26 protein-coding genes are annotated in these 24,537 nt (G+C 59.4%); 9 read left to right on the plus strand and 17 right to left on the minus strand.

Annotated elements, in window-relative coordinates; translation table 11 throughout:
* Window positions 1–20: 20 nt before the first annotated feature.
* Genes C5P05_RS14345 through C5P05_RS14370 form a run of 6 tightly spaced genes read right to left on the minus strand, consistent with a single transcriptional unit; the run spans window position 21 to window position 5,491 of the window.
* Window positions 21–770 (minus strand): electron transfer flavoprotein subunit beta/FixA family protein, encoded by a 750-nt coding sequence (locus C5P05_RS14345; protein ID WP_114970535.1) that lies wholly within the window; start codon window positions 768–770, stop codon window positions 21–23.
* 56 nt (window positions 771–826) lie between these two features.
* Window positions 827–1,741, minus strand: coding sequence for an SDR family oxidoreductase (locus C5P05_RS14350; protein ID WP_114970536.1), 915 nt, complete (start codon window positions 1,739–1,741; stop codon window positions 827–829).
* Between the two features lie 49 nt (window positions 1,742–1,790).
* Window positions 1,791–2,960, minus strand: coding sequence for an acyl-CoA dehydrogenase family protein (locus C5P05_RS14355; protein ID WP_114970537.1), 1,170 nt, complete (start codon window positions 2,958–2,960; stop codon window positions 1,791–1,793).
* A 20-nt stretch (window positions 2,961–2,980) separates the two neighbouring features.
* Window positions 2,981–4,147 (minus strand): acyl-CoA dehydrogenase family protein, encoded by a 1,167-nt coding sequence (locus tag C5P05_RS14360; protein ID WP_114970538.1) that lies wholly within the window; start codon window positions 4,145–4,147, stop codon window positions 2,981–2,983.
* A 1-nt stretch (window position 4,148) separates the two neighbouring features.
* The gene (locus C5P05_RS14365; protein WP_114970539.1) at window positions 4,149–5,039 is read right to left on the minus strand and encodes an HpcH/HpaI aldolase/citrate lyase family protein; all 891 of its coding nucleotides are present in this window, start codon (window positions 5,037–5,039) and stop codon (window positions 4,149–4,151) included.
* Complete coding sequence (locus tag C5P05_RS14370; RefSeq protein ID WP_114970540.1) at window positions 5,036–5,491, minus strand: MaoC family dehydratase; 456 nt, start codon at window positions 5,489–5,491, stop codon at window positions 5,036–5,038. The genes C5P05_RS14365 and C5P05_RS14370 overlap by 4 nt, the downstream gene beginning before the upstream one ends.
* Before the next feature lie 119 nt (window positions 5,492–5,610).
* Between C5P05_RS14370 and C5P05_RS14375 the strand changes: the two genes are divergently transcribed.
* A complete protein-coding gene (locus tag C5P05_RS14375) occupies window positions 5,611–6,627 on the plus strand; it encodes an NADP-dependent oxidoreductase (RefSeq protein WP_114970541.1) in 1,017 nt (338 codons plus the stop codon).
* Between the two features lie 15 nt (window positions 6,628–6,642).
* Here the strand turns inward: C5P05_RS14375 and C5P05_RS14380 are convergent, their stop codons facing one another.
* The 9 genes from C5P05_RS14380 to C5P05_RS14420 are packed head-to-tail and all read right to left on the minus strand — an operon-like array spanning window position 6,643 to window position 16,273.
* Window positions 6,643–7,893, minus strand: a complete 1,251-nt coding sequence (locus tag C5P05_RS14380; RefSeq protein WP_114970542.1) for an acetyl-CoA hydrolase/transferase family protein — start codon at window positions 7,891–7,893, stop codon at window positions 6,643–6,645.
* Complete coding sequence (locus C5P05_RS14385; protein ID WP_114970543.1) at window positions 7,890–8,309, minus strand: MaoC family dehydratase; 420 nt, start codon at window positions 8,307–8,309, stop codon at window positions 7,890–7,892. Before C5P05_RS14385 ends, C5P05_RS14380 begins: the two co-directional genes overlap by 4 nt.
* Window positions 8,306–8,761 (minus strand): MaoC family dehydratase N-terminal domain-containing protein, encoded by a 456-nt coding sequence (locus tag C5P05_RS14390; protein WP_114970544.1) that lies wholly within the window; start codon window positions 8,759–8,761, stop codon window positions 8,306–8,308. Before C5P05_RS14390 ends, C5P05_RS14385 begins: the two co-directional genes overlap by 4 nt.
* Window positions 8,758–10,308, minus strand: coding sequence for an enoyl-CoA hydratase-related protein (locus C5P05_RS14395; RefSeq protein ID WP_114970545.1), 1,551 nt, complete (start codon window positions 10,306–10,308; stop codon window positions 8,758–8,760). The genes C5P05_RS14390 and C5P05_RS14395 overlap by 4 nt, the downstream gene beginning before the upstream one ends.
* 53 nt (window positions 10,309–10,361) lie before the next feature.
* Window positions 10,362–11,906: a long-chain-fatty-acid--CoA ligase gene (locus C5P05_RS14400; RefSeq protein ID WP_114970546.1), complete on the minus strand. Its 1,545-nt coding sequence runs from the start codon at window positions 11,904–11,906 to the stop codon at window positions 10,362–10,364.
* Between the two features lie 39 nt (window positions 11,907–11,945).
* Complete coding sequence (locus tag C5P05_RS14405; protein WP_114970547.1) at window positions 11,946–12,740, minus strand: enoyl-CoA hydratase-related protein; 795 nt, start codon at window positions 12,738–12,740, stop codon at window positions 11,946–11,948.
* Between the two features lie 50 nt (window positions 12,741–12,790).
* Window positions 12,791–13,558, minus strand: a complete 768-nt coding sequence (locus tag C5P05_RS14410; protein ID WP_114970548.1) for a glucose 1-dehydrogenase — start codon at window positions 13,556–13,558, stop codon at window positions 12,791–12,793.
* Between the two features lie 50 nt (window positions 13,559–13,608).
* A complete protein-coding gene (locus tag C5P05_RS14415; protein ID WP_114970549.1) occupies window positions 13,609–14,814 on the minus strand; it encodes an acetyl-CoA acetyltransferase in 1,206 nt (401 codons plus the stop codon).
* Window positions 14,807–16,273: a 3-oxoacyl-[acyl-carrier-protein] synthase III C-terminal domain-containing protein gene (locus C5P05_RS14420; protein ID WP_198674722.1), complete on the minus strand. Its 1,467-nt coding sequence runs from the start codon at window positions 16,271–16,273 to the stop codon at window positions 14,807–14,809. Before C5P05_RS14420 ends, C5P05_RS14415 begins: the two co-directional genes overlap by 8 nt.
* 219 nt (window positions 16,274–16,492) lie before the next feature.
* Between C5P05_RS14420 and C5P05_RS14425 the strand changes: the two genes are divergently transcribed.
* The 8 genes from C5P05_RS14425 (at window position 16,493) to C5P05_RS14460 (ending at window position 22,538) form a co-directional block, all read left to right on the plus strand.
* Window positions 16,493–17,407 (plus strand): SDR family NAD(P)-dependent oxidoreductase, encoded by a 915-nt coding sequence (locus C5P05_RS14425; protein WP_114970551.1) that lies wholly within the window; start codon window positions 16,493–16,495, stop codon window positions 17,405–17,407.
* Between the two features lie 93 nt (window positions 17,408–17,500).
* Window positions 17,501–17,965, plus strand: a complete 465-nt coding sequence (locus C5P05_RS14430) for a MarR family winged helix-turn-helix transcriptional regulator (RefSeq protein WP_114970552.1) — start codon at window positions 17,501–17,503, stop codon at window positions 17,963–17,965.
* Between the two features lie 256 nt (window positions 17,966–18,221).
* Entirely contained in the window at window positions 18,222–18,947 is a 726-nt protein-coding gene (locus C5P05_RS14435; RefSeq protein ID WP_157979329.1) for a hypothetical protein, read from the plus strand.
* A 38-nt stretch (window positions 18,948–18,985) separates the two neighbouring features.
* On the plus strand, window positions 18,986–19,606 hold the full coding sequence (locus C5P05_RS14440; protein ID WP_114970554.1) for a cytochrome c oxidase subunit 3: 621 nt from the start codon (window positions 18,986–18,988) through the stop codon (window positions 19,604–19,606).
* 8 nt (window positions 19,607–19,614) lie between these two features.
* On the plus strand, window positions 19,615–19,902 hold the full coding sequence (locus C5P05_RS14445) for a cytochrome C oxidase subunit IV family protein (RefSeq protein WP_114970555.1): 288 nt from the start codon (window positions 19,615–19,617) through the stop codon (window positions 19,900–19,902).
* Window positions 19,903–20,027: 125 nt separating this feature from the next.
* Window positions 20,028–21,176, plus strand: coding sequence for an acyl-CoA dehydrogenase family protein (locus C5P05_RS14450; RefSeq protein ID WP_114970556.1), 1,149 nt, complete (start codon window positions 20,028–20,030; stop codon window positions 21,174–21,176).
* 17 nt (window positions 21,177–21,193) lie between these two features.
* A complete protein-coding gene (locus tag C5P05_RS14455) occupies window positions 21,194–22,063 on the plus strand; it encodes an SDR family oxidoreductase (protein ID WP_114970557.1) in 870 nt (289 codons plus the stop codon).
* A 13-nt stretch (window positions 22,064–22,076) separates the two neighbouring features.
* The gene (locus tag C5P05_RS14460; protein WP_114970558.1) at window positions 22,077–22,538 is read left to right on the plus strand and encodes a MaoC family dehydratase; all 462 of its coding nucleotides are present in this window, start codon (window positions 22,077–22,079) and stop codon (window positions 22,536–22,538) included.
* 16 nt (window positions 22,539–22,554) lie between these two features.
* Here the strand turns inward: C5P05_RS14460 and C5P05_RS14465 are convergent, their stop codons facing one another.
* Complete coding sequence (locus C5P05_RS14465) at window positions 22,555–23,709, minus strand: ABC transporter substrate-binding protein (protein ID WP_157979330.1); 1,155 nt, start codon at window positions 23,707–23,709, stop codon at window positions 22,555–22,557.
* A 26-nt stretch (window positions 23,710–23,735) separates the two neighbouring features.
* A complete protein-coding gene (locus C5P05_RS14470; protein ID WP_114970560.1) occupies window positions 23,736–24,521 on the minus strand; it encodes a tyrosine-protein phosphatase in 786 nt (261 codons plus the stop codon).
* Window positions 24,522–24,537 lie beyond the last annotated feature (16 nt).

A 24,537-nucleotide genomic window follows, 5' to 3' on the forward strand; every position in this document is an offset into this window, starting at 1 on the left:
TGATGTCATGTTTGTGCTCCTCAGATGACCTTGGCTTCGTTCTTGAGTTTGTCCACCAAGGTGGCGACGTCGGGCACCTTGATGCCGGCGCTGCGTTTGGGCGGCTCGCTGACCTTGAGGGTCTTGATGCGCGGCGTCACGTCGACACCCAGGTCTTCGGGCTTGAAGATCTCCAGCTGCTTTTTCTTGGCCTTCATGATGTTGGGCAAGGTGACATAGCGCGGCTCGTTCAGGCGCAGGTCGGCGGTGATCACCGCCGGCAGGCTCAAAGAGAGGGTTTCCAGGCCGCCGTCGACTTCGCGCGTGACGGAGACTTTGCCGTCAGCGACTTCAACCTTGCTGGCGAAGGTGGCTTGCGGCAGATCCGCCAGGGCCGCCAGCATCTGGCCGGTCTGGTTGCAGTCGTCATCGATGGCCTGCTTGCCCAGAATGATCAGGCCGGGCTGCTCCTTGTCCACCAGCGCTTTGAGCAGCTTGGCCACCGCCAGCGGCTGCAGTTCAACGGCGGTTTCAACCAGGATGGCGCGGTCAGCGCCAATGGCCATGGCGGTACGCAGGGTTTCCTGGCACTGGGTGACGCCTGCGGATACGGCAATGATCTCGGTGACCACGCCTTTTTCCTTCAGGCGCACGGCTTCTTCGATGGCGATTTCATCAAAGGGGTTCATGCTCATTTTGACGTTGGCGATGTCTACACCGGTGTTGTCCGACTTGACGCGGACCTTCACGTTGTAGTCCACCACGCGCTTGACTGCGACCAGGACTTTCATGTATGAATGCTCCTATAGAGTGATGAATGATTAGCCATTATTTGATGGTCATCTGCTTAGCCAGCGCTACGTTGCGCCTTCTCCTGCTCGGCACGCCCACGGACGAGTGACTTGGCCTCAGCCCAATCCTCGGGCGTCAGTTTGCCCAGCGCGGCGAAGGTACTTGGCGCGGCCAGGTGATGGCCACCGTCGATGGCGATGTTCTGGCCGGTCAGGTACTCACACCCATCGGCCTGCAGGAAGGTGAGTAGATTGCACAGTTCGGCCATGCGACCGAAACGTTGCATTGGCACTTCATCGGCTGATGCGGCGCCGACATTGGCCTTTGGAATCGGGGCCAGTTTTTCCCATGCGCCTTCCGTAGGAAAGGGCCCCGGGGCGACGGCATTGACGCGAATGTTGTTCTTTCCCCATTCAACAGCCAATGACATCGTCATGGCGTGAACCGCAGTCTTGGCCATCACCGACGGCAAGACGTAGGCCGAACCGGTCCACACCCAGGTCACCAGCATACTGACCACAGAGCCTGGCAGGCCTTGTTCAATCCAGCGCCGGCCGCAGGCCAGGGTGGAGAACAGGGCGCCGTCCATCACGGTGGAACGCACGGCGGCGAAACCGCGCGGACTGATGTCGATCGAAGGCGAAATGAAATTGGCGGCGGCGTTGTTGACCAACCCAGTGAGCGGGCCGCCTTGCCATATTTTTTCCACCATGGCCTCGATCTGCTCGGCCTCGCGCACATCGCAAATGTGACTCTCGATCGAGCCACCATGCGCTGCGCTGAGTTGCAGTTCGGCGACGGTCTCATCCAGGACGCCCTGGCGGCGGCCGCAGATATGGACGGCGGCACCCTGTGCGCTGAACGCGCGAGCCAGTTCCTTACCCAGGCCGGTGCCACCGCCCGTGATCAGGATACGTTTTCCTTGCAGTGCATCAGGGCGCATCGCGCCGCGCGGGGTATTTGTGTTCATATGCGATTCCATTTGTAAGTGCGGTTAGTCCGCAGTTGGCGAATGTGGGTTAAGCAGTTTGACCGTTGGCCCGGTAATCGGCAAACAGCTTGCGGCCGATGATGAGCTTCATCACCTCGATCGAGCCACCCGCGATTTTGACGATACGAGCATCTGCGTAAGCGCGTGAAATGGGGTATTCCCACATGTAGCCCCAGCCACCGAACAGCTGCAGACACTCGTCAACCACCTTGCAGTGCAGCGTACTCAGCCACATTTTGGCCATCGCCGCGTCGATCGCGTCGAGTTCGCCCTTCATGAAGTTTTCGATGCACTTGTCGGTGAATTGGCGACCGATGACGGCTTCCGTCTTCATTTCCGCCAGCTTGAACTGGGTATTCTGAAAATCGCCGATGGTCTGGCCAAATGCCTTGCGCTCAGCGGTGTAAGCGACCGTATAGTCAATCACGGTTTCCGCGACGGTGGCTGAGCGGATGGCTTGCGCCAGTCGCTCTTGCGCCAGTTTGGTCATCATCAATTCGAAGCCCTTGCCCTCTTCGCCGAGCATGGCCGAAGCCGGGACCCGCACCTCGTCGAAGAAAAGTTCAGAGGTGTCCTGGCCCTTCATGCCCAGTTTTTCCAGATTCTTCCCGCGTCGGAATCCCGGCAAGCTGGTGTCTACCAGGAACAGCGTCACACCTTTGGCCCCAGCGGTCAAATCGGTCTTGGTCGCCAGCACAATGACATCGCACAACTGGCCGTTGGAGATGAACACTTTCTGACCGGAAATCAGGTAGTCGTCACCGTCGCGCACTGCCCTGGTTCGGATGGCCTTGAGGTCACTGCCGGCATGCGGCTCGGTCATGCCCAGCGAGCCGATGGCCTCGCCACTGACCATTCTTGGCAACCACTGCTTCTTCTGCGCTTCGCTGCCGAATGCCTTGACGTAGGTTGCCACCAAATCGCAATGGATCAGAAAGCCTGGGCCGGTGTGGCCGGATCGGGCCATTTCTTCGAAGACGACGACATCGAACAAATAGTCCACACCCAGGCCACCATATTCCTCGGGCACTGTGCAGCACAACATGCCTGCGGATCCCGCCTTGAGCCAAAGTTCACGCGGCACAATGCCATCGTGTTCCCACTGTGCATGGTAGGGTGTTATTTCTTTTTCGATAAAGCGACGAACCGTGTTGCGGAAGGCTTCGTGATCTTCGTTGAAGAGTGTTCGTTTAAACATGATTTCCCTTGTGATTGTGGTCAGTAAGACTTGGGCAGGCCCAGCACCTTCTCAGCAATAAAGCACAAGATCAGCTGTTCAGTAATGGGGGCAATGCGGGTGATCGTCACTTCGCGCAGCAGCCGTTCGACGTGGTATTCCTTGGCATAGCCAAAGCCCCCGAGAGTGAAGACGGATTGCTGCGCCGCAGCATGTCCGGCGCGCGCACCGAGAAACTTGGCCGTGTTGGCTTCGGCGCCGCAGGGTTGATGCTGGTCATACAACCAAGCCCCTTTCATCGTCATCGCCCAGGCTGCTTCCAGATCCATCCAGCGCTCTGCGAGCGGATGCTGGATGCCTTGGTTCATGCCGATGGGGCGGTCGAAGACGACGCGGTCTTTGGCGTATTGGGTGGCTCGCCGCAGTGCGTCCTGGCCAATGGCGACGGCTTCAGAAGCGATGAGCAGGCGTTCCGGATTCAGGCTGTGCAGGATGTAGCTAAAGCCTTTGCCTTCCTCGCCAATGCGGTCGGCGTCGGGGATGAACAAACCGTCGATGAAGATTGCATTGGAGTCTACCGCCTTGCGACCCATCTTGGGAATTCGGCGAACCTCGATCTTGGACCGGTCCAGGTCGGTATAAAAGATCGTGATGCCGTCCGTCGGCTTCTTGCAGTCTTCAAGCTTGGTGGTGCGCGTGAGTAGCATGATCTTGTTCGCTACCTGCGCCGTTGACGTCCATACCTTTTGGCCATGCACCACATAGCCGCCCGGCACCTTTTCGGCAAAGGTCTTGATGGCTGTTGTGTTCAGGCCCGCATCCGGCTCGGTGAAGCCAAAGCAGCATTGGTCCTTGCCCTCGATCAGGCGCGGCAGCCAGCGTTGGCGCTGATCGGGGGTACCACAAACGACGATGGGATGCGGGCCGAACAGGTTGATATGGACCGATGAGGTGGCCGTCATGCCACCGCCGTGGCTGCCCACTTCATGCATCATGATACAGGCTTCGGTGACGCCCAGGCCGGCGCCGCCGTATTCGGTTGGCATGGTAATACCCAGCCAGCCGGCATCGGCCATGGCTTTGTGGAATTCGCGCGGGAATTCGCCGTCTTCGTCTCGCGCCAGCCAGTATTCGTCATCGAACGAGCGGACGACGGCACTGACACCATCGCGTATCGCCCGGTGATCTTCTGTGATTGAAAAATCCATGTTATTGCTCCGTGGGTTTGCACGAGCCGCTCAGGCCCAATGTGCGCAATGCTTGTGTCAAGTGGGGTTTGTCGACCATGACGCCGTCGATGCTGAGCGTGCCGACATCGGGCTGGGCCGCGAAGGCATCGACGATGCGCCGCGCGTGGACCAGCTCCACCTCGGACGGGGAAAACGCTTCATTGATCGTGACGACCTGATCCGGGTGGATGGCGATCCGGCCGCGAAAGCCGCGTCGGCGCGAGATCCGGCAGGAGGCCGCCAAACCCGCGTTATCCCGGAAATCTGCGTAAAGGGTGTCAATCGCTGCTGTTCCTGTGGCTGCTGCGGCACACAGGCACATCGAGTTGGCCAGTGAGTACAGCGGGGACAGGGTGCCATCTTCTTCCCGGTTGGAAATCGCCCCAATGGCGGCGGACAGGTCTTCCGCGCCCCAGGTGATACCCACCAGTCTTGACACCGGACCGGCGAAGCTTTGCATATTCAGCATGGCTGGCGCGGTTTCTGTGGCGACTGGCACGATGCGCACGCTGCCGGCCACCATGCCCGCACGCGCCTCCAGCGCATCAAGGCAATAGCCCAGGCGAATCACGTCGGACGCACTGTTCGTCTTGGGCAGCATGATGCCCGCCAGGCCCGGGACGACCACGGCGGCCAGGTCCTCCATGGCCATGCCGGAATCGAGCGGGTTGATGCGTACAAACAGTCTGGACTGCAGACTGTTGGCTTGGGTGGCGATGAAGCTTGCCGCGGCGTTACGGGCCTCGATCTTGCGGCTTGAAGCCACGGCGTCTTCGAGATCCAGGATTAACGCGTCGGCCGGGCTGCCCAGCGCCTTGTCCAGCTTGCGCTCGCTGTCGGCAGGCACGAAAAGCATGGAGCGCAGTTTCATGCCGCGGCCTGCTTGAGCATCAGGGCCTGACGGGTGCAGGTACAGACTTCCTCATCACGCTGGTTGAAGCCTTGGTGCAAGAAAGTCACGATGCCCGCATTGGACCTTGACTTGCTATCGCGCATGTCCTTGACGGTGGTGCGTGATCGGATCGTGTCTCCGGCGAAAACGGGGTGTGTAAAGCGCACGTCGGTCATGCCGAGGTTGGCCACGGTCGTTCCCAGCGTCGTATCTTGCACCGACAGGCCGATCACCAGGCCCAGCGTAAAAATGCTGTTGACCAGCGGGCGACCAAACTCGGTTGTCTTGCAGTACTCTGCATCGATATGGATGGCTGCCGGGTTGTAGGTGGCATTGCTAAACCACATGTTGTCCGCTTCCGTGACGGTGCGGCGTATTTCGTGTTCGAATGACTGGTCAATACTGAACTCTTTAAACCAAAGCCCTGCCATTGTTGGCTCCTTTGAAATTTTATCAATGATGTAGAGTGTGCCTGTGCATGGTACACATGTGTAATATATCATAGCTATTTAATCGTGCAACTAGGTAAAAACCTTCATCGGAATTCGCAATGAACAATTTAATCAACCGTCAGGTGCGCTTGCGCAGCCGTCCTTCAGCCATACCGCAGGCAGATAATTTTGAAATCACCGAAGTGCCAGTGCCCGAATTGGTGGAAGGGCAGGTGCTGGTGCGCAACGTCTTTTTGTCGGTTGAACCCGCCATGCGCGGCTGGCTGAGTACGGTCGGAAACTACAGCGAGCCGGTGCCGCTGGGTGGCGTGATGCGTTCTTTCACCGCCGGGCGTGTGCTGGCTTCCCGCGATCCGGCGGTGCCGGTGGGCGCCTGGGTGACGGGCATGTTTGGCTGGCAGGACTATGCGCTGGTCGTGGCTTCGGATATTCAGCGCCAGATCGTTGAGCGCGACTTGCCGCTTTCCACGGCGCTGGGCGTGTTGGGCATCAACGGCGTGACAGCACACTATGGCCTATTGCAAATCGGTCGCCCGCGTGAAGGTGAAACGGTTGTGGTTTCGACGGCAGCTGGTTCGGTCGGCTCCTGCGTGGGTCAAATTGCCAAGCTCAAGGGGTGCCGAACGATCGGCATCACGGGCGGAGAGACCAAGCGGCGCTTGTGCCTCGATCAGTTCGGCTTCGATGCGGCGGTCGATTACAAGGCCGCCGACTTCGAGAACCGACTGGCGGAAGTCTGCGCTGGCGGTGTCGATATCTATTACGACAATACCGCCGGCCCTATCAGCGACGCCGTGATGACGCACTTGAATCGCGGCGCACGGGTGATCATCTGTGGCACCGCCTCAATTGCCAGTTGGGATCCGATCCCCCTCGGCCCGCGGGTCGAGCGCCATCTGCTGGTGAAGCGGGCTCAAATGCAGGGGTTCGTCATATTTGATCATCCGGAGCACTACGAAGGTGCGTACCGTGATCTGGCGCAGTGGATTCGAGAAGGTCACCTGAGCTACCTGGAAGACATCCAGGTCGGGATCGAGCACGCGCCGGGCGCGATCGCCGGACTGTACCGGGGCGACAACCTGGGCAAGCGGCTGATTCGCATTGCCGAGGATTGAGTTGAGCGCCAGTGCTCAGAGCCTGGCGCGTTGCTGTTCCCAGGCGGCCAGCAAGGCCGCACGGTGCGAGGGCTCAGCAATGCCGATCAGCGCCTGTGCGCGTTGTTCCATGCTGCGACCGCGTAATTCGGCAATACCGTGTTCGGTGATGACCGCATCAGCCATGTAGCCGGGCAGGGTGCACAGGGCCTGTGCATCCAGCGCCGGCACAATGCGTGAGATCGCGCCACGGGCTGCGGTGGCTCGCAAGCAGATCAGCAGACGTCCCCCTTCCGAGTTGAGCGCGCCTTGTGCAAATGCCGGTAGGCCTCCCGCGCCAGCTTGCAGCACACCGCCCATGCGCTCCGAGTTGACCTGGCCGAATAAATCGACTTCAACCGCCGCATTCACCGCAACGAAGCGGGGGATGCGCGCGATAGCCGCGACGTTATGGGTCTGGCTGACATCGGTGAACCACAGGTTTTCATGCTGCGCGACGAAGTCATAAAAGCGGGTGTCGCCCAAGGCGACGCCGGTGGTGATGCGGGCGTCCGGGTCCAGCGCACCGGCCTCGTGCAGGCGTTGCACCACCTGCGTCACCATGCCGGCATGAATTTTCAGGCGTCGGTGCTGGGACAGTGCCTGACCCAGCGCAAGCGGGACCGTCCCCATGCCGAATTGCAGCGTGTCACCATCGCGCACCAGGCTGGCGGCCTGGGCGGCGATGCGCAGGTCAATCTCGCCCATGACCGGTTCCTTGTAAGTCAACAAGGGCCGTTCGGCCTCCACCCAGCCGTCCAGTTCGCTCATGTTGACGCTGAACGAGCCCTGGGTGCGCGGCATCAGCGGGTTGATATGGGCAATGCGCTGTTTGGCTCGGTTCCAGACCAGCGGCAGGAAGTCGCTGCTCAAGCCAATGCTGCAACGACCTTGCGCATCGGGCGGACTGACTTGCGCAATCGCCAGATCCACGGGCGGGCCATGGCGCAGCGTGTGTGCAATGCCGAGGTAGTCCACACCATGCAGCGCGGCCCGGCCTTCTTTCAAACCGCTGCGCACGGCGGGCGACATGAAGAAGGCCGCTAGCCGGGATTCGGGGTGCAGGCTGAGGTAGTCGATGGTGTCGATGCCCGGGAACTGCACGCCCATGAAGTTGACGTCGCGCGCACGCTCGGGGTCGCCACGCAACTCCTCGGCCAGCAGCGCTGATTCCGCGCTCATCGTTGACACAAATACCCGATTGCCGGGTTTGATGGCGTCACTCAGGCGCTGTAACGGATGGCTCATAGGGCGGTCTTGGTTGCGTTGGCTCTCGGTGGAAGGCGGACACGCGCGCTGCCTGAAACAATTTCGGCGCCAGACTCGGTACAGCCGCGCAATCTGTACTGTGCAGTCTTGCCGTCACATTCACTGAGCTGTGCGTGGAGCAATATGTTGTCGCCACGCTTGGCCACACCGATGAAGCGGGTGTTCAGAGCCAGCAATGCGTTACAGCCGAACCTCTGGGTGAAAAGGCGTCCTACATAGGCCATGGTCAGCATGCCGTGCACCACCGGTCGGTCAAAGCCGGCGGTGCGGGCCACAGCATCATCCAGATGGAGCGGGTTGTGATCACCGGAAGCGGCAGCGTACAGTGCCAGATCGACCGCAGTGACCGGACCACATGAAAGTTCAATTGAAGCGGGGAAGGGCGAAGTGCTCATGCGGCTGCCATCTCCTGGTTACGGATGAGGATGGTTTGCACGCTGGTACCAACCTCAATCCCTTCGACCCGGTAATGAGTCTGAACGACGATGAAACTCATCGTTCCCTCCCGCTTGTCGTACAGGTCGGTGATGGTGCGGGTGATTTCGACTTCATCGCCCACGTACACCGGCCGGGCGTAGTCAAAGCTTTGCTCGGCGTGCAGTACCTTGCCCATCGAGACCATGAGCACCTGCAACAGCGCTGCACTGCTGCAATGCTCGCTTTCCAGTGCCTTCAGGAAAGTGGGTGGAATTGGGCAAGCCCGATAGCCCGCCGCGCGGGCGGCAGTTTCATCCCAATGAATCGGATTGGTTTCGCCAATGGCTTGGCAAAAAAGCTTGACACGCCATGCATCCACCCGGACTTTGGACGATGCGGTGGTGTAGCCCTTGAAATGGGGGGCAATCATGAGCAGGCCGCGCGCAATAGAGGCTCCACGCGGGGCCAGGCGGTACGGAGAATGTTGTCGAACTGCGGTTCAAGCCGTGTCCTGTGGGTCCACAAGTAGGTGAGTGGTCCACCCGTCCAGCTCGGGCTGAGATCGGCCGCACAAGCCACGACATCAAGCGTGTCGGCCTGCGTCGCCGCACCGCTGACCAGCAGCCGCAGGGCCTCCAGGGACTGGGCATCGGGAGATTCCCGACCCGCGCGGGCCAGGCGCTGCAGCACGCTGAAGCCGTCGCCGCTGCGGTAGGGCAGGGCGCCGCCGAGGCGAACGGCCAACGCCGCGAGTGCTTGCGCTGTTGGCTGTGTGGCAGTGAGAATTTCCAGCACGCAGCCATTCGCAGCGGGTGACGTCAACAAGGCTTGAGCCGTCGAACTGTTGCCTTTGGGCGGTTCAGTGCTCAGTGTCCCAATGCGGATATCGTGCGAGGCGCCGCGAGAATCAGTGATGATCATGGCGCCAGGTGGCAATGACATGTCGTTATGCAGCGGCAGGCGACTCTTGGCCAGCGCCTGCTCCCAGAGCCCATGCTCGGGGGACAACGGGCCCAAGGTGACATGCGTGATGCGCAGGTCCCAAGGTGCCTCCAACTCGCGATCAGCGCGTTGGCGGCTCAAAAACAATGTGCGCACCATGTTGCCCGCGACGGGATTGAACATCAGCCGCAGAAACTGGCGCATCTCAATGGCGCTGGCCTCCGCCAGCGGTTGGCGAGCGCCGAGCAGCACGCAGTCGATGATGGTTTCATAAGCCGGGTAGTCACGAAAATCGGCATCGCTCACGCCGAATCGACGCGCCAGGGCCTGCACGGTTTCGGGCGTGTGAATTGGCACATCCTCCTGGGCCAGGTGCGCAAACTTGCTTGCCGGATTAAAAGACTCGCCTTGCAGACGGCGCGCCAGAGCCCGTGCTTCGTCGAGCAGCCGATCTGCCGGGACGGCGCGCTCGAAGACACCGCGTTCAATAGCCTCCTTTGGATTCATGGCGCGGGCACTCAGCAGCAACTCCAATCCGGCTTCAAAGCCTACCAGCCGGGGCAGGCGTTGCGTGCCGCCAGCCCCTGGCAGCAGTCCCCAGCGGGCCTCCGGCAGCCCCAGCAACGAACGCGGGTTGTCGCTGACCAGACGCGCGCGGCAGGCCATGGCCAGTTCCAGACCACCGCCCAGCGCGGTGCCATTGACCGCCGCAACCCAAGGTTTTACCGATGCTTCGAGACGCACGAACTGGCGCCCAAGACGACCGCACAACTCGACCATCTGGTCGGCATTGAGCGTGTGAGCGCTCTCGGTGTAGCCGCGAACCATGACTAAATCGGCCCCTGCCAGAAAGGACGTTTTACCCGAGGTTAGTACAACGCTGCGTACGGCCGGGTCGGATTCGACGCGCGTCATCAATGCTTCCAGCGCGTCCATTAACTCGACCGAAAAAACATTCATCGAGCGCCCGGGCATGTCGATGGTGGCTAACAGTATCCCGTCTGATTCCAGGCTACTGTAGATCTGCGTATTCAAAATTATGACTCCTGACTAAAACCGTCGAAAGACGGCGATTACGCTGGTCTTCGTCAACTGGCCTGGCGCAGCAGACGCTTGAGGATCTTGCCCGTCGGGCTGATAGGCAAAGAGTCGGCGAAACGAATTTCTTTCGGTACTTTGTACCCGGCGATCAGGCCCCGGCAGTGCTGGCTAATTTCCTCGGCAGTCGCCGTGCAGCCTGTTTTCAGCACGATCACGGCCACGACCTTCTCGCCCCAGCGTTGATCGGGCGCTCCGATCACGGCCGACATGGCGACTGCGGGATGCTTCTGTATCGCCTGTTCCACCTCGGCGGAATAGACGTTTTCGCCGCCACTGACAATCATGTCCTTGACCCGGTCCACGATGTAGAGAAGGCCGTCCTTGTCGCGGAAGCCGGCGTCACCGGTGCGGTACCAGCCGCGTTGCAATACGGCAGCGGTGGCTTCAGGCTGGTTGCGATAACTCGTAAACATCGCCGGTGAGCGGATTACGAATTCGCCGATCTCGCCATCAGGCAGCGCATGTCCCGTGCCATCGTCGATTCTCAGTTCAATCAGGGGCAACGGGGTGCCGCAGGACTTCAGCTTTTCCTCATGGTTCAGGTCATGCTGGTCCGGGCGCAGAATTGTGATGGCCCCCAGGCTCTCGGTGGCGCCGTAGAACTGCATGAACTTGCCCTTCATTTCGATCATGGCGCGCTTGAGCAATTGCGCATTGATGGGTGACCCGGCGTACATGGTCAGTCGAACCGAAGAGAAATCAGTACTTTTGGCTGCGGGATGGTCCAACACCATCTGGATCACGGTGGGTGCCAGCACAAGGATGCTTGGCCGGTCGTGCGCGATCGCGCTGAGCAATTTCCCCGGCTCAAGGGTATGCAGAATAGACACGGTTGAACCGTGGTACAGCGATTGCACCGGAAGGCTCGCGCCGAGTAGGTGGAAGTTGGGCATCACCATCAGCAGAACATCGTCATCATGCCATTGGTACACGGGCTCCAGGCTCTCGCACAGGCGCATGTAGCTGATGCCTTGGTGCGACATCTCGACCCCCTTGGCCTTCCCGGTGGTTCCCGATGTGTACATCAGCAAGGCAATCGAACGCGGGTCTTCGGGCAGGCCAGGGTCAACGTTCGGCGCATCGCTGCACCAAGCGGCCAGGCCGCTGTCGCCGACGGCGGTTGAATCTAAAGCAACGACTTTGAAAGGCTTGGCGACACCCTTGAGGACCGCTTCCATTAAGGGCATGAATTCCTTGTCGACAAACACCAGTGCCGGTTGCGCGTCATCCACGATAGGAATAAGTTCGGCCGGTACCAGCCGCCAGTTCAAGGGCAGCATGGTGCCCCCCGCTTTGTTGACGCCGAACAGGATCTCGAAGAACGGAATCGAGTTTTTGCCAATAAAGGCGACTACTGAATCGGGTCCGGCACCCAGCCGGGTAACGGCCTGTGCCAGCCGATTGCTCGACTGGTCGAGCTCGCGAAAAGTCATCCTGTGGCCACCTTCAATCAGAGCGGTCTTGTCAGGCGTTGTCCGTGCATGGTGGCGGACAATGTCCGGTAACGATGTGATATCTGCATGAAGCCACATGATGTTTGTCTCCTGTTATGTTTTCTGCTGGCCAGCGGCTTAGCCGGCGTACTTTTTGAAGTCGGGTTTCCGCTTTTCGTTGAAGGCGCGCACGCCTTCCTTCGATTCCTCGCTTTGGTAGTAGCCCTTGACAGCGGCGACACCCATAAAGCTGATGCCGCGAATATTTTCGCTGTCTGCATTGAACGAGCGCTTGGCAATGGCCAGTGCGGTTGGGCTCATTTCATTGATGCCCGCGGCCCAGCTTTCGCATTCAGCATCCAACTGATCGTGCGGCACCACTTTGTTAACAAGACCCCACTCGCACGCTTCCTGGGCAGGCAAACGGCGGCACGTAAACCAGATTTCACGCGCTCGCTTTTCACCAACAATTCGCGCCAGATAGGCTGTACCAAAGCCAGGATCGACCGACCCCACTTTGGGGCCCACCTGACCGAATTGCGCTTTCTCTGAAGCGATAGTCAGATCGCAGATAGTGGCAAACACGTTGCCGCCACCAATTGCAAAACCCTGCACTCGCGCAATGACCACCTTGCGGCAGTCGCGTATGGCACTTTGCATTTCCTCAATAGGAAGTCCAACCATGCCACGCGGTCCATAGAGGCCATCTTCTGAGAGGTGTACCTTTTGATCACCGCCAGTACAGAAAGCTTTTTCTCCAGCACCCGTAAAGATCACGGTGTTGACGGATTTTTCTTCGTCGGCTCGGCGAAACGCGAGAATGAGTTCTTCAATGGTTTGCGAACGAAACGCATTGAAAACCTCGGGCCGATTGATGGTGATGCGCACAGCGTTTGTGCCCACCTCATAAAGGATATCTTTGAATTCGGTCATGCTGTCCTCGACTTTAGTTGGTTGTTGATAGGTAATGGAGTTGCAGCAGATCAGCCGTGCATTGTGAGACCGCCTGAAACGCTGATCGTCTGGCCGGTAATGAAAGCAGCATCGTCACTGGCCAGGAAGGCCACGATGCCAGGGTAGTCATCGGGTACGCCGATGCGGCCCAGCGGCACGCCACGCACCATCGAGTCGCGGATCTTCTGGCCTTGCTCGCCGGTACCCACGAACGAGTCCATCGCCGGGGTGTCAGTCGGACCTGGGCAGACGTTATTGATGGTCACCTGACTGCGCGCCAGTTCACGTGCCAGCGCCTTGGCGAAGGCGATGGTCGCGCCCTTGCAGCCCGAATACACCACTTCGCCTGATGAGCCCACACGGCCCGCGTCTGACGCGATGTTGATGATGCGGCCGGACTTGCGTTCGGACATACCCTGGGCCACCGCATGGGTCATGTGCAGCGGGCCAAAATAATTAATGGAAACGACTTTTTTCCAGAACGCTTCATCGGTCTTCAGGAAGGGCATAGGCGTGTCCCATCCCGCATTGTTAACAAGGATGTCAGTCGGGCCGGCTGCCGCTTCGAAAGACGCCACGGCGGCCTTGACGGCGGTGTAGTCGGTGATGTCGCAGAGGGTGGCCACGGCCTTGCCGCCAGCGGCCGTGATGGCCGCCACGGTTTCTGCCGCGCCTTGTGGGTTGATGTCGAACACGCCAACATGGGCGCCTTCTGCCGCCAGCCGCACGGCGATTGCGCGGCCGATTCCGCTACCGGCGCCAGTCACGATCGCCGTTTTGTTATTGATGCCTCGCATTGAGTATCTCCTGTGGGTTGAGTTGATGAATGTTGAGAAGGTACGAAATTTCAGGCGCCGTGGCGTCCAACAATGGAAATGGCCGACACGTTCTGGTGCGGGTGGCCCCCCAGGTTGTGTGTCAGGCCGAGGTTGACGTGCTTGAGTTGGCGTGCGCCGGCACGGCCATGAATCTGCAGGTAGATCTCATAGACCATGCGCAAGCCGGTCGCCCCAACCGGGTGGCCAAAGCACTTGAGTCCGCCATCCGGCTGAACCGGCAATGGGCCATTCCGGTCAAACATGCCGTCGAGCACGTCATGGATCACGCGACCGTGCTGGCTAAAGCCCAGATCTTCCATCAGCACGGCCTCGGTAATCGAGAAGCAGTCATGCACTTCTGCCATCTGGATCTGGGTGCGTGGGTCGGTAATCTTTGCGCTGGCGTAGGCGCGAGAACCCGCCTCCCGTGCGGTCGCAATGTGGGCACCGTCCCAGCTGCCAAAGCTGGCTTCTTCCCCGTTGCTGACGGAAACCTCCAACGATTTGATGGTGATGAGCTCAGCGTCAGGGCGCAAGACCCGTGCAATTTCAGGTGTCGTCAGGATCGCGCAGGCGGCGCCGTCACTGACGCCGCAGCAGTCATAGAGACCCAACGGCGCAGCGATGGTTGCGGCCTTGAGCACATCTTCCTCGGTGATGGGGTTGCGCAGGTGTGCCTTGGGGTTAAGTGCGCCGTTGGCATGGCTCTTCACCGATATATGTGCCATCGCCCGCTTTAGATCAGTCATCGACACGCCATGTTTGGCGGCATAGGCCGAAGCGAGTTGTGCAAAAGCGCCTGGCGCGGTCGTGTTAGGTAACCAGAGATCATTGGCTACGCCGCGTGTGCGTGCGGGCAAGCCGCCGTAACCTGTGTCCTTGAGTTTTTCGACGCCGAGTGCCAGCACGATGTCGTAAGCGCCGGATGCAACCGCGTAGGCTGCGCCACGCATCGCTTCGGTGCCGGTGGCACACGCGTTTTCGACGCGAGTGGCCGCGATACGCGGCAGGCGCAAGGCCTGAGCCAGCGGACCGGCGGTCTTGCCGACGTTGTTCTCCTCAAGGCAGACGCCGAACCATGCGGCCTCGATTTGCTTGAAGCCGATGCCCGCGTCGGCCAAGGCTTCATTGAACGCCTCGAGCATCAGGTCATCGGGGCCGCAGTCCCAGCGCTCTCCGAATTTCGAGCAACCCATACCCAGAATTGCGACTTTGTCGCGAATGCCCTCAGCCATTGTTTGCCCCCTGTTCCATGCCGCGAACCGGCGTGGCTTTCCAAAAATATCGGCGAAAACCCCGATTTGCGTCGAAGTCTTTCACGCGGTAGACCATGCGCAGTGGCAGGCCAACACGCAGTTCGTCTGGATCCGTGTCGGCGAACTCCATCATCACACGTCCACCGCCTTCAAAGTCGATGTGGCCGAATTGAAAAGGTGGATTCGGCGTGTAACCCAAGTAGTCACTGGTGTGCGACAGTACCTGGGCTGGCACGTCAGCCAGACTCGTCGGCGTCTGGCTGTCTTGCGCCCGGCACTCGGGATTGACGCAAAGTCGCGTGCGTGGGAATTGCACTGTGCCACAGCATGTGCAGCGTCCGCCCTCGAAGCGAGCGACCCGGGCCTGGTCGCGCCAGGCGGCGGTGAGGGCCGTCTTGTTGTCCATCTCGGCGCGCATACCCCATTCCAGCGCGATCTGGCCGGTGAAAGACAAGTACTTCATATAGCTTGTTTCTTTACGGCCGCCCTCTGGAACGCTGCCGGGGCAGGGGACATTGGTGCGGCGTAATAGCAGCGCTTCACAGCCGCTGCCGAAGGCGACGACCAATATATAGGCGCCAGGCGCAGCCGCGCGCACAGCAATGTCCAGCATGGCCAGCGGCTGCGCGCTGCCCAGGTCGCCCACTGTTTCGTGCTCCGCCGACACCACGGATGAAGACGCAAATCCGATGCGCTTTGCCACCAGATCGTTCACGCGTGCCAGCGGGGTTGGCATCACGAAGTGGGCTACCTCGCTGGCCGACACACCAGCTTCTGTCAGACAGCCGCGGATGGTGTCGACGGCGATCTTCATATAGCCTTCGTCGCGGACCCAGCGCTCCTCCCAGCCATAGTCGTACAGTTCGCCGGTTTGACGGAAATGGTCAACCAGATCGGCATGGGTGCTTCGGCTGGCGACGAGGGTCGCGATGGCCCGACCGGTGCCAATCAAGACGCCTGCAGCGCCATCGCCGAAGATCATTTCCTGTGTGCTGGCGGGGCGACCCAGGCGACGTTCCGAGGCCAGCAGCAGGTGCGTTGTGTCCGTCATGGGGCGACGCAGCACCGCGCCCAACTCGGTGCATGCGGCGCGTGCGCTGGACGTGACGTCCCGCACCACGGCTGTGGGCGCCAGTCCAATCGCTGATGCGACGATGCCTGCGTTCAGCCGGTCGGCAAACGGCAAGCTGGTGGACGCCACCGTCAATTCAGTGATGGCGGCGTCCGGTATGGCTTGCTGCAGTTGCCGCCCCGCCTCTACCGCCATCGTCACACTGTCTTCATCCCAGCTGGCCATGGCACGTTGGCCCTTGGCAAGCGAGCGAAGACCGGGCGCCATCCAGCGGTGCTGTGCCAGTACCTCTGCTCGCTCCAGGCGCAGGCGAGGGACGTAGCGGGTGGTTGCGAGAAGGCCGTATTCTGCCTCTAAGTTGTTCATGATTGGCGCATCTTAAATGTAGTGATGGTATGCATGGTACGCTAGTATATGGTAAAGTTATTCAAACGGTTCACATGCGAGGAAAGAAATGGACAAGGGTTTTCCCGAATCAGGGGCGCCATGGTCGGGAACCCAAATGCTTTCGTCTGCCGCCATGAACTTGCGCGCAATCACTGTACGAACAGATAGCAAACTTAACAACGGAAAAGGACTGAAATAATGGGTAAATTACTTGAAGGCAAAGTCGCGCTGGTGACGGGCGGTGGCCGTGGCGTAGGACGCGGTATTGCCCTGGCACTGGCGCAGGCGGGTGCCAAGGTAGTGGTCAACGATCTGGGGGCCTCACTCGACGGCATGACGCATACAGAACAACCTGCTGCCCAGGTGGTTGCCGAGATCGAAGCGATGGGCGGTCAGGCCATCGTCAACGGCGGCTCGGTAGCCAGTCGTCAAGATGCAGACGAGATGGTGGAAGCCGCGGTAAAGGCGTTCGGCCGGCTTGACATTGTGGTCAACAATGCAGGCATCCTCCGCGATGCAATTTTCCACCGAATGACCGAGCAGGAGTTCGATGACGTGGTGGCGGTGCACCTTAAAGGTTGCTTCAATGTCAGCCGCGCCGCGGCACCCTTGTTCAAGGAGCAGGGTAGTGGCAGCTATGTGCACATGACCTCAACCTCTGGCCTTATTGGTAACTTTGGACAGGCCAACTATTCCGCCGCCAAACTCGGCATCGTGGCTTTGTCAAAGTCGATCGCCGTGGACATGCAGAAGTTCAACGTGCGCTCCAATGCGATTGCCCCGTTTGCCTGGACGCGGATGGTCGGCTCCATCCCCGATGAGACCCCCGAGCAGAAGAAGCGTGTGGAGGGCTTGAAGAAGCTGGTGCCCGAACGGGTCGCGCCGTTTGTCGTTGGCCTGTGCGCCGACGCTGCGGCCGATGTGAGCGGTCAGATATTCGGTGTGCGCAACAACGAAATATTTTTGTTTAGCCAGCCACGCCCGATCCGCACCGCGCACCGGGGCGAAGGATGGACGCCAGAGAGTGTGTTGGACACCGCGCTGCCCATGCTGAGGGCCGACTTCTATAAGCTGGACCGGTCGGGTGACGTCTTCACCTGGGATCCCGTGTAACGATGCGCGGTGGATTAGAATGTACGCATCATTACAGTAAAGCATAGGTGCTCCCCGGATCAGAAATGGTCCGCCGTGCACCGGAAAGTGGGCATGGCAGTGGAACTTCATAGCGTCGATTGGGAGCTTCGGCTCGGTTTTTTAATTCACGACGTGTCGCGCTTGCGACGCAGTGCATTTGACCGATGCCTGAAGCCGTTGAGTGTCACCCGCTCGCAGTGGTGGGTGTTGGCTTATCTCTCGCGAGAGGATGGCATGACCCAGTCTCAGCTGGCCGAGGAACTCGATATTGGCAAAGTGGCCGTCGGCGGCCTGATCGATCGATTGGAGAAGTCAGGGTTGGTGAGGCGCGACGCCGACGCTGGCGACCGCCGGGTCAATCGTGTGTTTCTCGAGCCGAAAAGCAAACAGCTGATCGCGCGAATGCGCAAGATAAGTCACCGGATGAATGAGCAGATTCTGGTCGGTTTGACGGACGAGCAACTGGAAGCCTCTGCCGTTACCTTGGATGGCATGAAAGCCAACTTGCAAACTTACTTGAGCGCAAACGAGGCTTAAAGCGCTGCCTACAGCGTCTCTCTTGCGCGCTGTATACGCGCGCCAAGTGAATCGCACTTTCCTTCAAGATGCGGTCCACCGCTGTCTTTCCCCCGGGTTCGGATGCAGGCAAAAAATTTGGATCTCAGCAGGGCGCTGTACATGCGACCTGAATGACCTTGGTCATACTATACGATATGCAATCAATATGGTACAGTAGCGAACTACAATGATGCGCGAATTCGTTCGCACAGCATTTTTTTCCAAGGAGACCCCTGTGACCGACAAAAGCGTAGACCCGTTGTTCAGAAAATCTATTGTCTTTTGTGCGTGGTCTGGCTTTGCCGCCATTGCCTTGTTCGTCATCGGTGGCGTCATTCTTGGGGAGATGTTGCCGCCCTTGCTGCGTGCCAACGACTCGCCGGAGGAATTCGTCAGAAAAGTGACCGAGCATCAGCTCTCGATCCAAATCGGATCGGTGATCCTCATGCTGTCGTTTGCGCTCTTTGGCCCTTTCGGCGCCGGGATTGCCGCGCTGACGCGGCGCGCCGAGAAGAGCCCCGTGTTTTCCTACGTTCAGCTGGTCTTTACGGCATGCGGCACCATGGTTGCCTTACTGGTCGCATTTGCCTGGGCGCTGATGTCTTTTCGTCCTGATGTCTATCATCCGACGATGGTGCAAATGTTTGCCGATCTCGCCTATTTCCTCGCCGTGTTTTCGGTGCCGGTGTTTGGTGGCTGGTGTGTCGTTATTGCGCTTCCCATTCTTTTGGCAGAAGAGGGCCACGAGTGCTTCCCGCGCTGGGTTGGCTACGTCAATCTATGGGCGGTTCTGCTGTTTGCGCCGGGCCAACTTGTGCTCTTCTTCAAGGATGGCCCCTTTTCCTGGCACGGCATAGTAGCGTTGTGGATTCCGTTTGTCGCCTTCTTCTTGTGGATTTTGATCATGTGCATGTCGATGCTGAAAGCGGTGAAGCAGGATGGTCAAGTCACCCAGGCTTGAGCGATGCAAGTGCTTGAACTGTGTGAGAGCTTAAGACGGTGAGCAGTCGTTCGCTTGAGCGCCCCGGTGCAGGAGACGGTTCCGGCACTGCGGCGGGGCACCATGCAACGACCAGGATACCGGGTGAGCTCGGTATCTGGATGTTTGTCGCCGGTGACCTGATCGTCTTTTCAGTCTTTTTCATCCTTATTGCGCTGGGACAGAAAGAGAAGTCAGATCTCTTCCTTCAATCGCGAGTGCAACTCGACCTCGGGGCGGGGCTTTTGAATACCCTGTTGCTGTTGACGGGATCGTGGTTCGTGGCCATTGGCGTCCAGCGCTGCCGGACTGGCTTGAGTGCGACGGCCAGCCGCTTTTTCTCTCTGGGGATTCTTTGCGGCGTGGGGTTTGTCGCCAACAAGGGCCTGGAGTGGAACGCAAAGTTTGCACATGGGATCAACCCGGCAACAAACTATTTTTTCATGTACTTTTTCGTTTTTACCGGTATTCATCTGCTACATGTTCTCGTCGGCATCGGCGTTCTTTTTATGCTTCGCAGCGTTAGCCGGAACCCCTTGATGAACGCGAGAAGGATTCGTACGCTTGAGAGTGGGGCCACCTTCTGGCACCTCGTGGATCTCCTGTGGATTGTCCTTTTTGCACTTCTTTATCTCCTCTGACCTCCTTCATGTCGAACAGGGAAACCTTCATCGCCAAATTCGACCCCTTGACATTGGCCTGGGGCATTCTCGTCGCGGCGACAGGCATCGGCTGGTGGTTTGGCCACACGGCACAAATCGGCAACGATGGCGCTCGCCTCTCCATGGCGGGCGTGTTCGTGACCGCCTTTTTCAAAGCCTGGGTTGTCGGCTTCCAGTTCATGGAATTAAAGCGCGCTCCGCGGTGGCTGCGACACACATATGATTTATGGATTGTTGGTGTATGTGCCGCGCTCATGTTCATTTGCCTACGCTGAATAATCGTGATGTTGATACATCTTTGATGTAGCTATACGATATTTAACCAATATGGTACAGTAGTGCACTATTGTGATGCGCGAATTCGTGGCGCATCTTAAACGCCGTAAAGGAGCTGCATTCCATGGTACTGACCGACGACCAAAAAGCCTTGCAAGAAACCGCGCGTCGCTTCGCTCGTGAACGTCTGCTGCCGGACTATCAGAAACGGGAGAAGCTTGGCGTTCTGGACCGCGAACTGATCGCCGAGATGGGTCAGTTGGGCTTGCTGGGAGTGGATTTGCCCGAGACGCTGGGTGGGCTTGGTGTGGATGGCGTGACAACCGGCATCATTGCCGAAGAACTGGCCTACGGTGACTTCAACATCAGTCTTGTGCCCGTGGGTATTTCGCTCAACGCGGCCATCCTGATCCGTCATGCGCAGCCGGAGCTGACCTCCGAATGGGTTCCTCGCATGACACGCGGCGAGGCCGTTGTTGCAATTTGCCTGACCGAGCCACGCGGTGGCTCGGATGCCAGCAATCTGCAATTGCGCGCGCGCCGGGAGGGCGACCAATACGTCATCAACGGCGAGAAAACCTCCATTACCTTTGCCGACCGGGCTGACGCGTATCTGATTTTCGCCCGCACCGGCCTGCCGGACGAGGGGGCCAGGGGTGTCACGGCTTTTTTTATTCCAGGCAACACCCCGGGCATTTCGCGCACGCGTTTTGATGACGTGGGCAGTGCCATTGCGGGGCGCGGCTCGGTGTTCTTCGACGACGTGCGCATTCCCCTCAGTCATCGTCTCGGCGACGAGGGCAAAGGCTTTACCCAGGTCATGCAAGGCTTTGATTACAGCCGGGCATTGATTGGACTTCAGTGCTGCGGCATCGCCCAGGCGTCGCTTGACGAAGCCTGGGCCTACGCCAAGGAGCGCGAGGCCTTTGGCCGTCCTATTGGTCAATTCCAGGGCGTAAGTTTTCCGCTTTCCGAGGGCGAGTCGCATATTGCAGCGATACGTCAACTCTGCTACCACACGCTGGCGTTACGTGACGCAGGCCTGCCTCACGCATCCGAGGCTGCCATGTGCAAATGGATGGGGCCGAAATATGCCTTTGATGCTATTCACCAGTGCCTGCTGACCTTTGGCCACTATGGCTGGTCAAAAGACCTGCCGCACCAGCAGCGTATGCGTGACGTCAGTGGTCTGGAGATTGGCGACGGCACGGCGGGGGTGATGAAGCTGATCATTGCGCGGGGCCGCATTGGCCGCGCCGCCGTTCAATACTGAAACTAGAAGGATATTCCATGTCTTATCAATCTGTATTTCGCCCCGGTCTTTTCGCCGGGCAAACCATTATTGTTACCGGTGGCGGCAGCGGTATTGGCCGCTGCACCGCGCATGAACTGGCGTCCCTAGGCGCTCATGTTGTCCTGGTTGGCCGCACTATTGAAAAACTGGAGACGGTGAAGGCGGAGATCATTGAAGATGGCGGCAGCGTTAGCGCGTATGCCTGCGACATTCGCGACGAAGCTGCTGTGATCCAGACGATTGATGCCGTTTTGCAGACGCGCGGGCGCCTCGACGGGCTCGTCAACAACGCAGGTGGGCAATACCGCACGGCACTGAAAACGATCTCGACCAAAGGCTTTGAGGCGGTGGTGCGCAACAACCTGACCGGCGGCTTCATCTTCATGCGCGAGGCCTACAACCGCTGGATGGAACACAATGGCGGCGCCATCGTCAACATCATTGCTGATATCTGGAATGGCTGGCCGGACATCGCTCATTCTGGCGCAGCGCGTGCCGGCATGCTGAACCTGAGCGAGTCTGCCGCCTGCGAGTGGGCGGTCTCGAACGTGCGTGTCAACACGGTTGCACCGGGCGGCATCGCCTCCAGCGGTTTCGATACCTATACGCCCGAAGCCAAGGCCAAGATACTGGAGTTTCCGCCCACTGTGCCACTCCAGCGCTATGGCAGTGAGTCGGAGGTGGCGGCTGCCATTGTCTATCTGCTATCGCCGGCGGCGGCCTACATCACGGGATCGTGCATCCGGGTTGACGGCGGTACGCCGAACGCCCGAAACACCTGGAAGCTGGAACCCCATCAGCGCAGCAAGCCCTTCGAAGGTTTCCATCGCGCCAAACTGCCCGAACTCTTGCGCGAAAAAGTCTGAGGCGGAACACGCCATGCATGCGATGCAACTCAAAAACCGCTGGTTCCAGGACTATGTGCCAGGCGAAACATTCGAGTTCGGGGATTACTTGATTACCGAGGCTGAAATCATCGCTTTTGCGTCCCGCTATGACCCGCAGCCCTTCCATGTCGATGCCGGCGCGGCTGCCCAATCGAGTTTCGGCGGCCTGGTGGCCAGTGGCTGGATGACCGGCGCGGTGCTGATGCGCATGATGTGTGATCACTTCATATCGACAGTCTCTGCCATGGGGTCACCCGGTGTAGATCAATTGCGTTGGCTTGTGCCGGTGCGACCGGGTGACCGCCTTCATGCCCGGGTGACGGTGATCGATGTCTGCCCCTCCCGAAGCAAACCTGACCGCGGTACTGTGACGCTGCGCCAGGAGGCCATCAACCAGGACGGTGATGTCGTCATGTCACAGGAAGGAAAAGCCATTCATCGTTGTCGTCGTTGAGCTGGATGGTTGGTTGCTATTTCAAGTAATAACCATGGCGCGACCGAAGGCCGATCGTGATGCGGTCCGAACCGGAAGTACGGTCCTTCGCGAACGAAATGGCGTGCCCGCCAAGCTCGATCGAGCTCGCTGCCGACAACGCGGCGGCGATGCCATCACCGGTGAACAGAGGGGATGATCGGCGCAATGCCTCAACCGTGAGCCTGGCGGCCATGTAGTTGGACATCCCCTCAAACGTGATGGCCTTGGGTGACGCGTATTGTTCGACATGGCGTTGGAACTCGAAGGTGAGCGGGCTGTTGTCTGACTCCGGGTTCGGTACCAATTGAGTGAACCCGATAACCTTCTTCGGAAAGACGTTGCTCATGCCCTGGAATGAGCTTGACGCCAGGCTTGTGATGGTGCTGGGCCACTCGTCCGCTCGGGCCTGGATTCCTTGTTCAACCATGACGTCTACCAAGTCAGGCAATACGTCCATCACGACGGTCTGGAAATTTCCCTTGGCGACGCTATTCACTGCGCGGGTGACGGAAGCCGGATCGAACATCGACACAGGGTACATCGTCTGGCTAATGCCTTTCGCTTGCAGGGCGCGCTCAAGGGCCACTAACCGTTCGCTGTCAGGCCCCGAATCGCTCAGCACAGCCGCGCGTGTGATACCAAGGACGTGGATCTGCGAAGCGAGGGCCTCGGCCTCGCGCTCGTAATTGGGACGCAAGGGAAAGAGGTAAGGCGAGCGGTCATGGCCCATGGCCTTGAGGCCAGACAGCGCGCCGATCAAGGGCACTTTCATTTCGATGGCCGTTGCCGCGATGGCTTCGCAGACAACCTCGCCTGCACAGCCAATCATAGCGACTGCTCCGTGCTCGCGAACAAGCCTGCGCACATTCTCGGCATGCGTCGCCGCGTTGTTATCTCCCACCAAGGTCACGACCTTGATTTGTCGACCGCGAATACCACCATTCGCATTGATGTGCCCCACATAGGCTCGCAGGCCTCCGGTCAGTCCCTGTGTTGCCCGGTATGAGCCGCGTCCTTCCGCGATGCTCTGTCCCAGGACGATGGGCTCGTTGGCGCCGAAGCCGAGCGCGCAATGGCCAGCCAGGATCAGGCCGGGAAGGAGGTGTCGGACGGATTGCGCGGCCAGGCCGCGGAAGTCGATGATTTGCAAGGTGTGGTCTCTTACGGGAGGGGCGGTTAATACGCGGGGAGGGTCGTTAACCAGCGGTCGCGCAGACGTTGAAGCGCCCCGGCATCCAGGCCGGCACAGGTCTGCACGTAGGCGTCCAGCGAACCGTAATCGGCCGCGACCGCGTCAAATGCGGTCTGTAGATACACAGGACGCGCATCCATGATCGCGTCGATCATGGGTTCAGAATCGGCCTGGCCGGAGAGTTTGAAAACGATCTCGGCAACCATTTCGCGCCGCTCCGGGTTGGTCACGCATTCCGCCCGGGCAGACAGCAGATAGTCGGCAAAGATGCTTTCCTGCGTCACCCCCAGTGCATGGAGCAGAACCGCGACAGCGAACCCTGTTCGGTCCTTGCCTGCCGCGCAGTGAATCAAAACCGGCACTTCAGCTGATTCAAATAGTCCGAATAGTTGTGGCAGGTGCGGTGCCATCGAACCGGGTAGCCGGCGGTAAACCTCCAGCATCAGGTCGACGGCGCCTTCAACATTCGGTTTATCCCTGAGCGTGGCAATGAGGCCTGGATCGGCACGAACATCACTGATCACTTCCATGGGAATTTGCCGTATTCCTTCCGATGGCTGGCTGTTCGGGTAGCGCTTGCGTTCAGAGGCGCTGCGGAGGTCGCACACCGTTTTCACGCCCAGCGACGTTAGCACCATCCAGTCTTGGGTGCCCAGCAGGTCAAGCTGATCTGAGCGCAGGATGGTGTGGCCGGCGATTCGCCGGCCATCGACGGTTGGCAGTCCCTTGAGACTTCGGAAATTTCGGGTTCCCGTGAGATCGAATTTCATGTCTGACTCTCTGGTC

It is taken from the genome of Rhodoferax ferrireducens (genome assembly GCF_003347515.1).
GTDB lineage: Bacteria > Pseudomonadota > Gammaproteobacteria > Burkholderiales > Burkholderiaceae_C > Rhodoferax.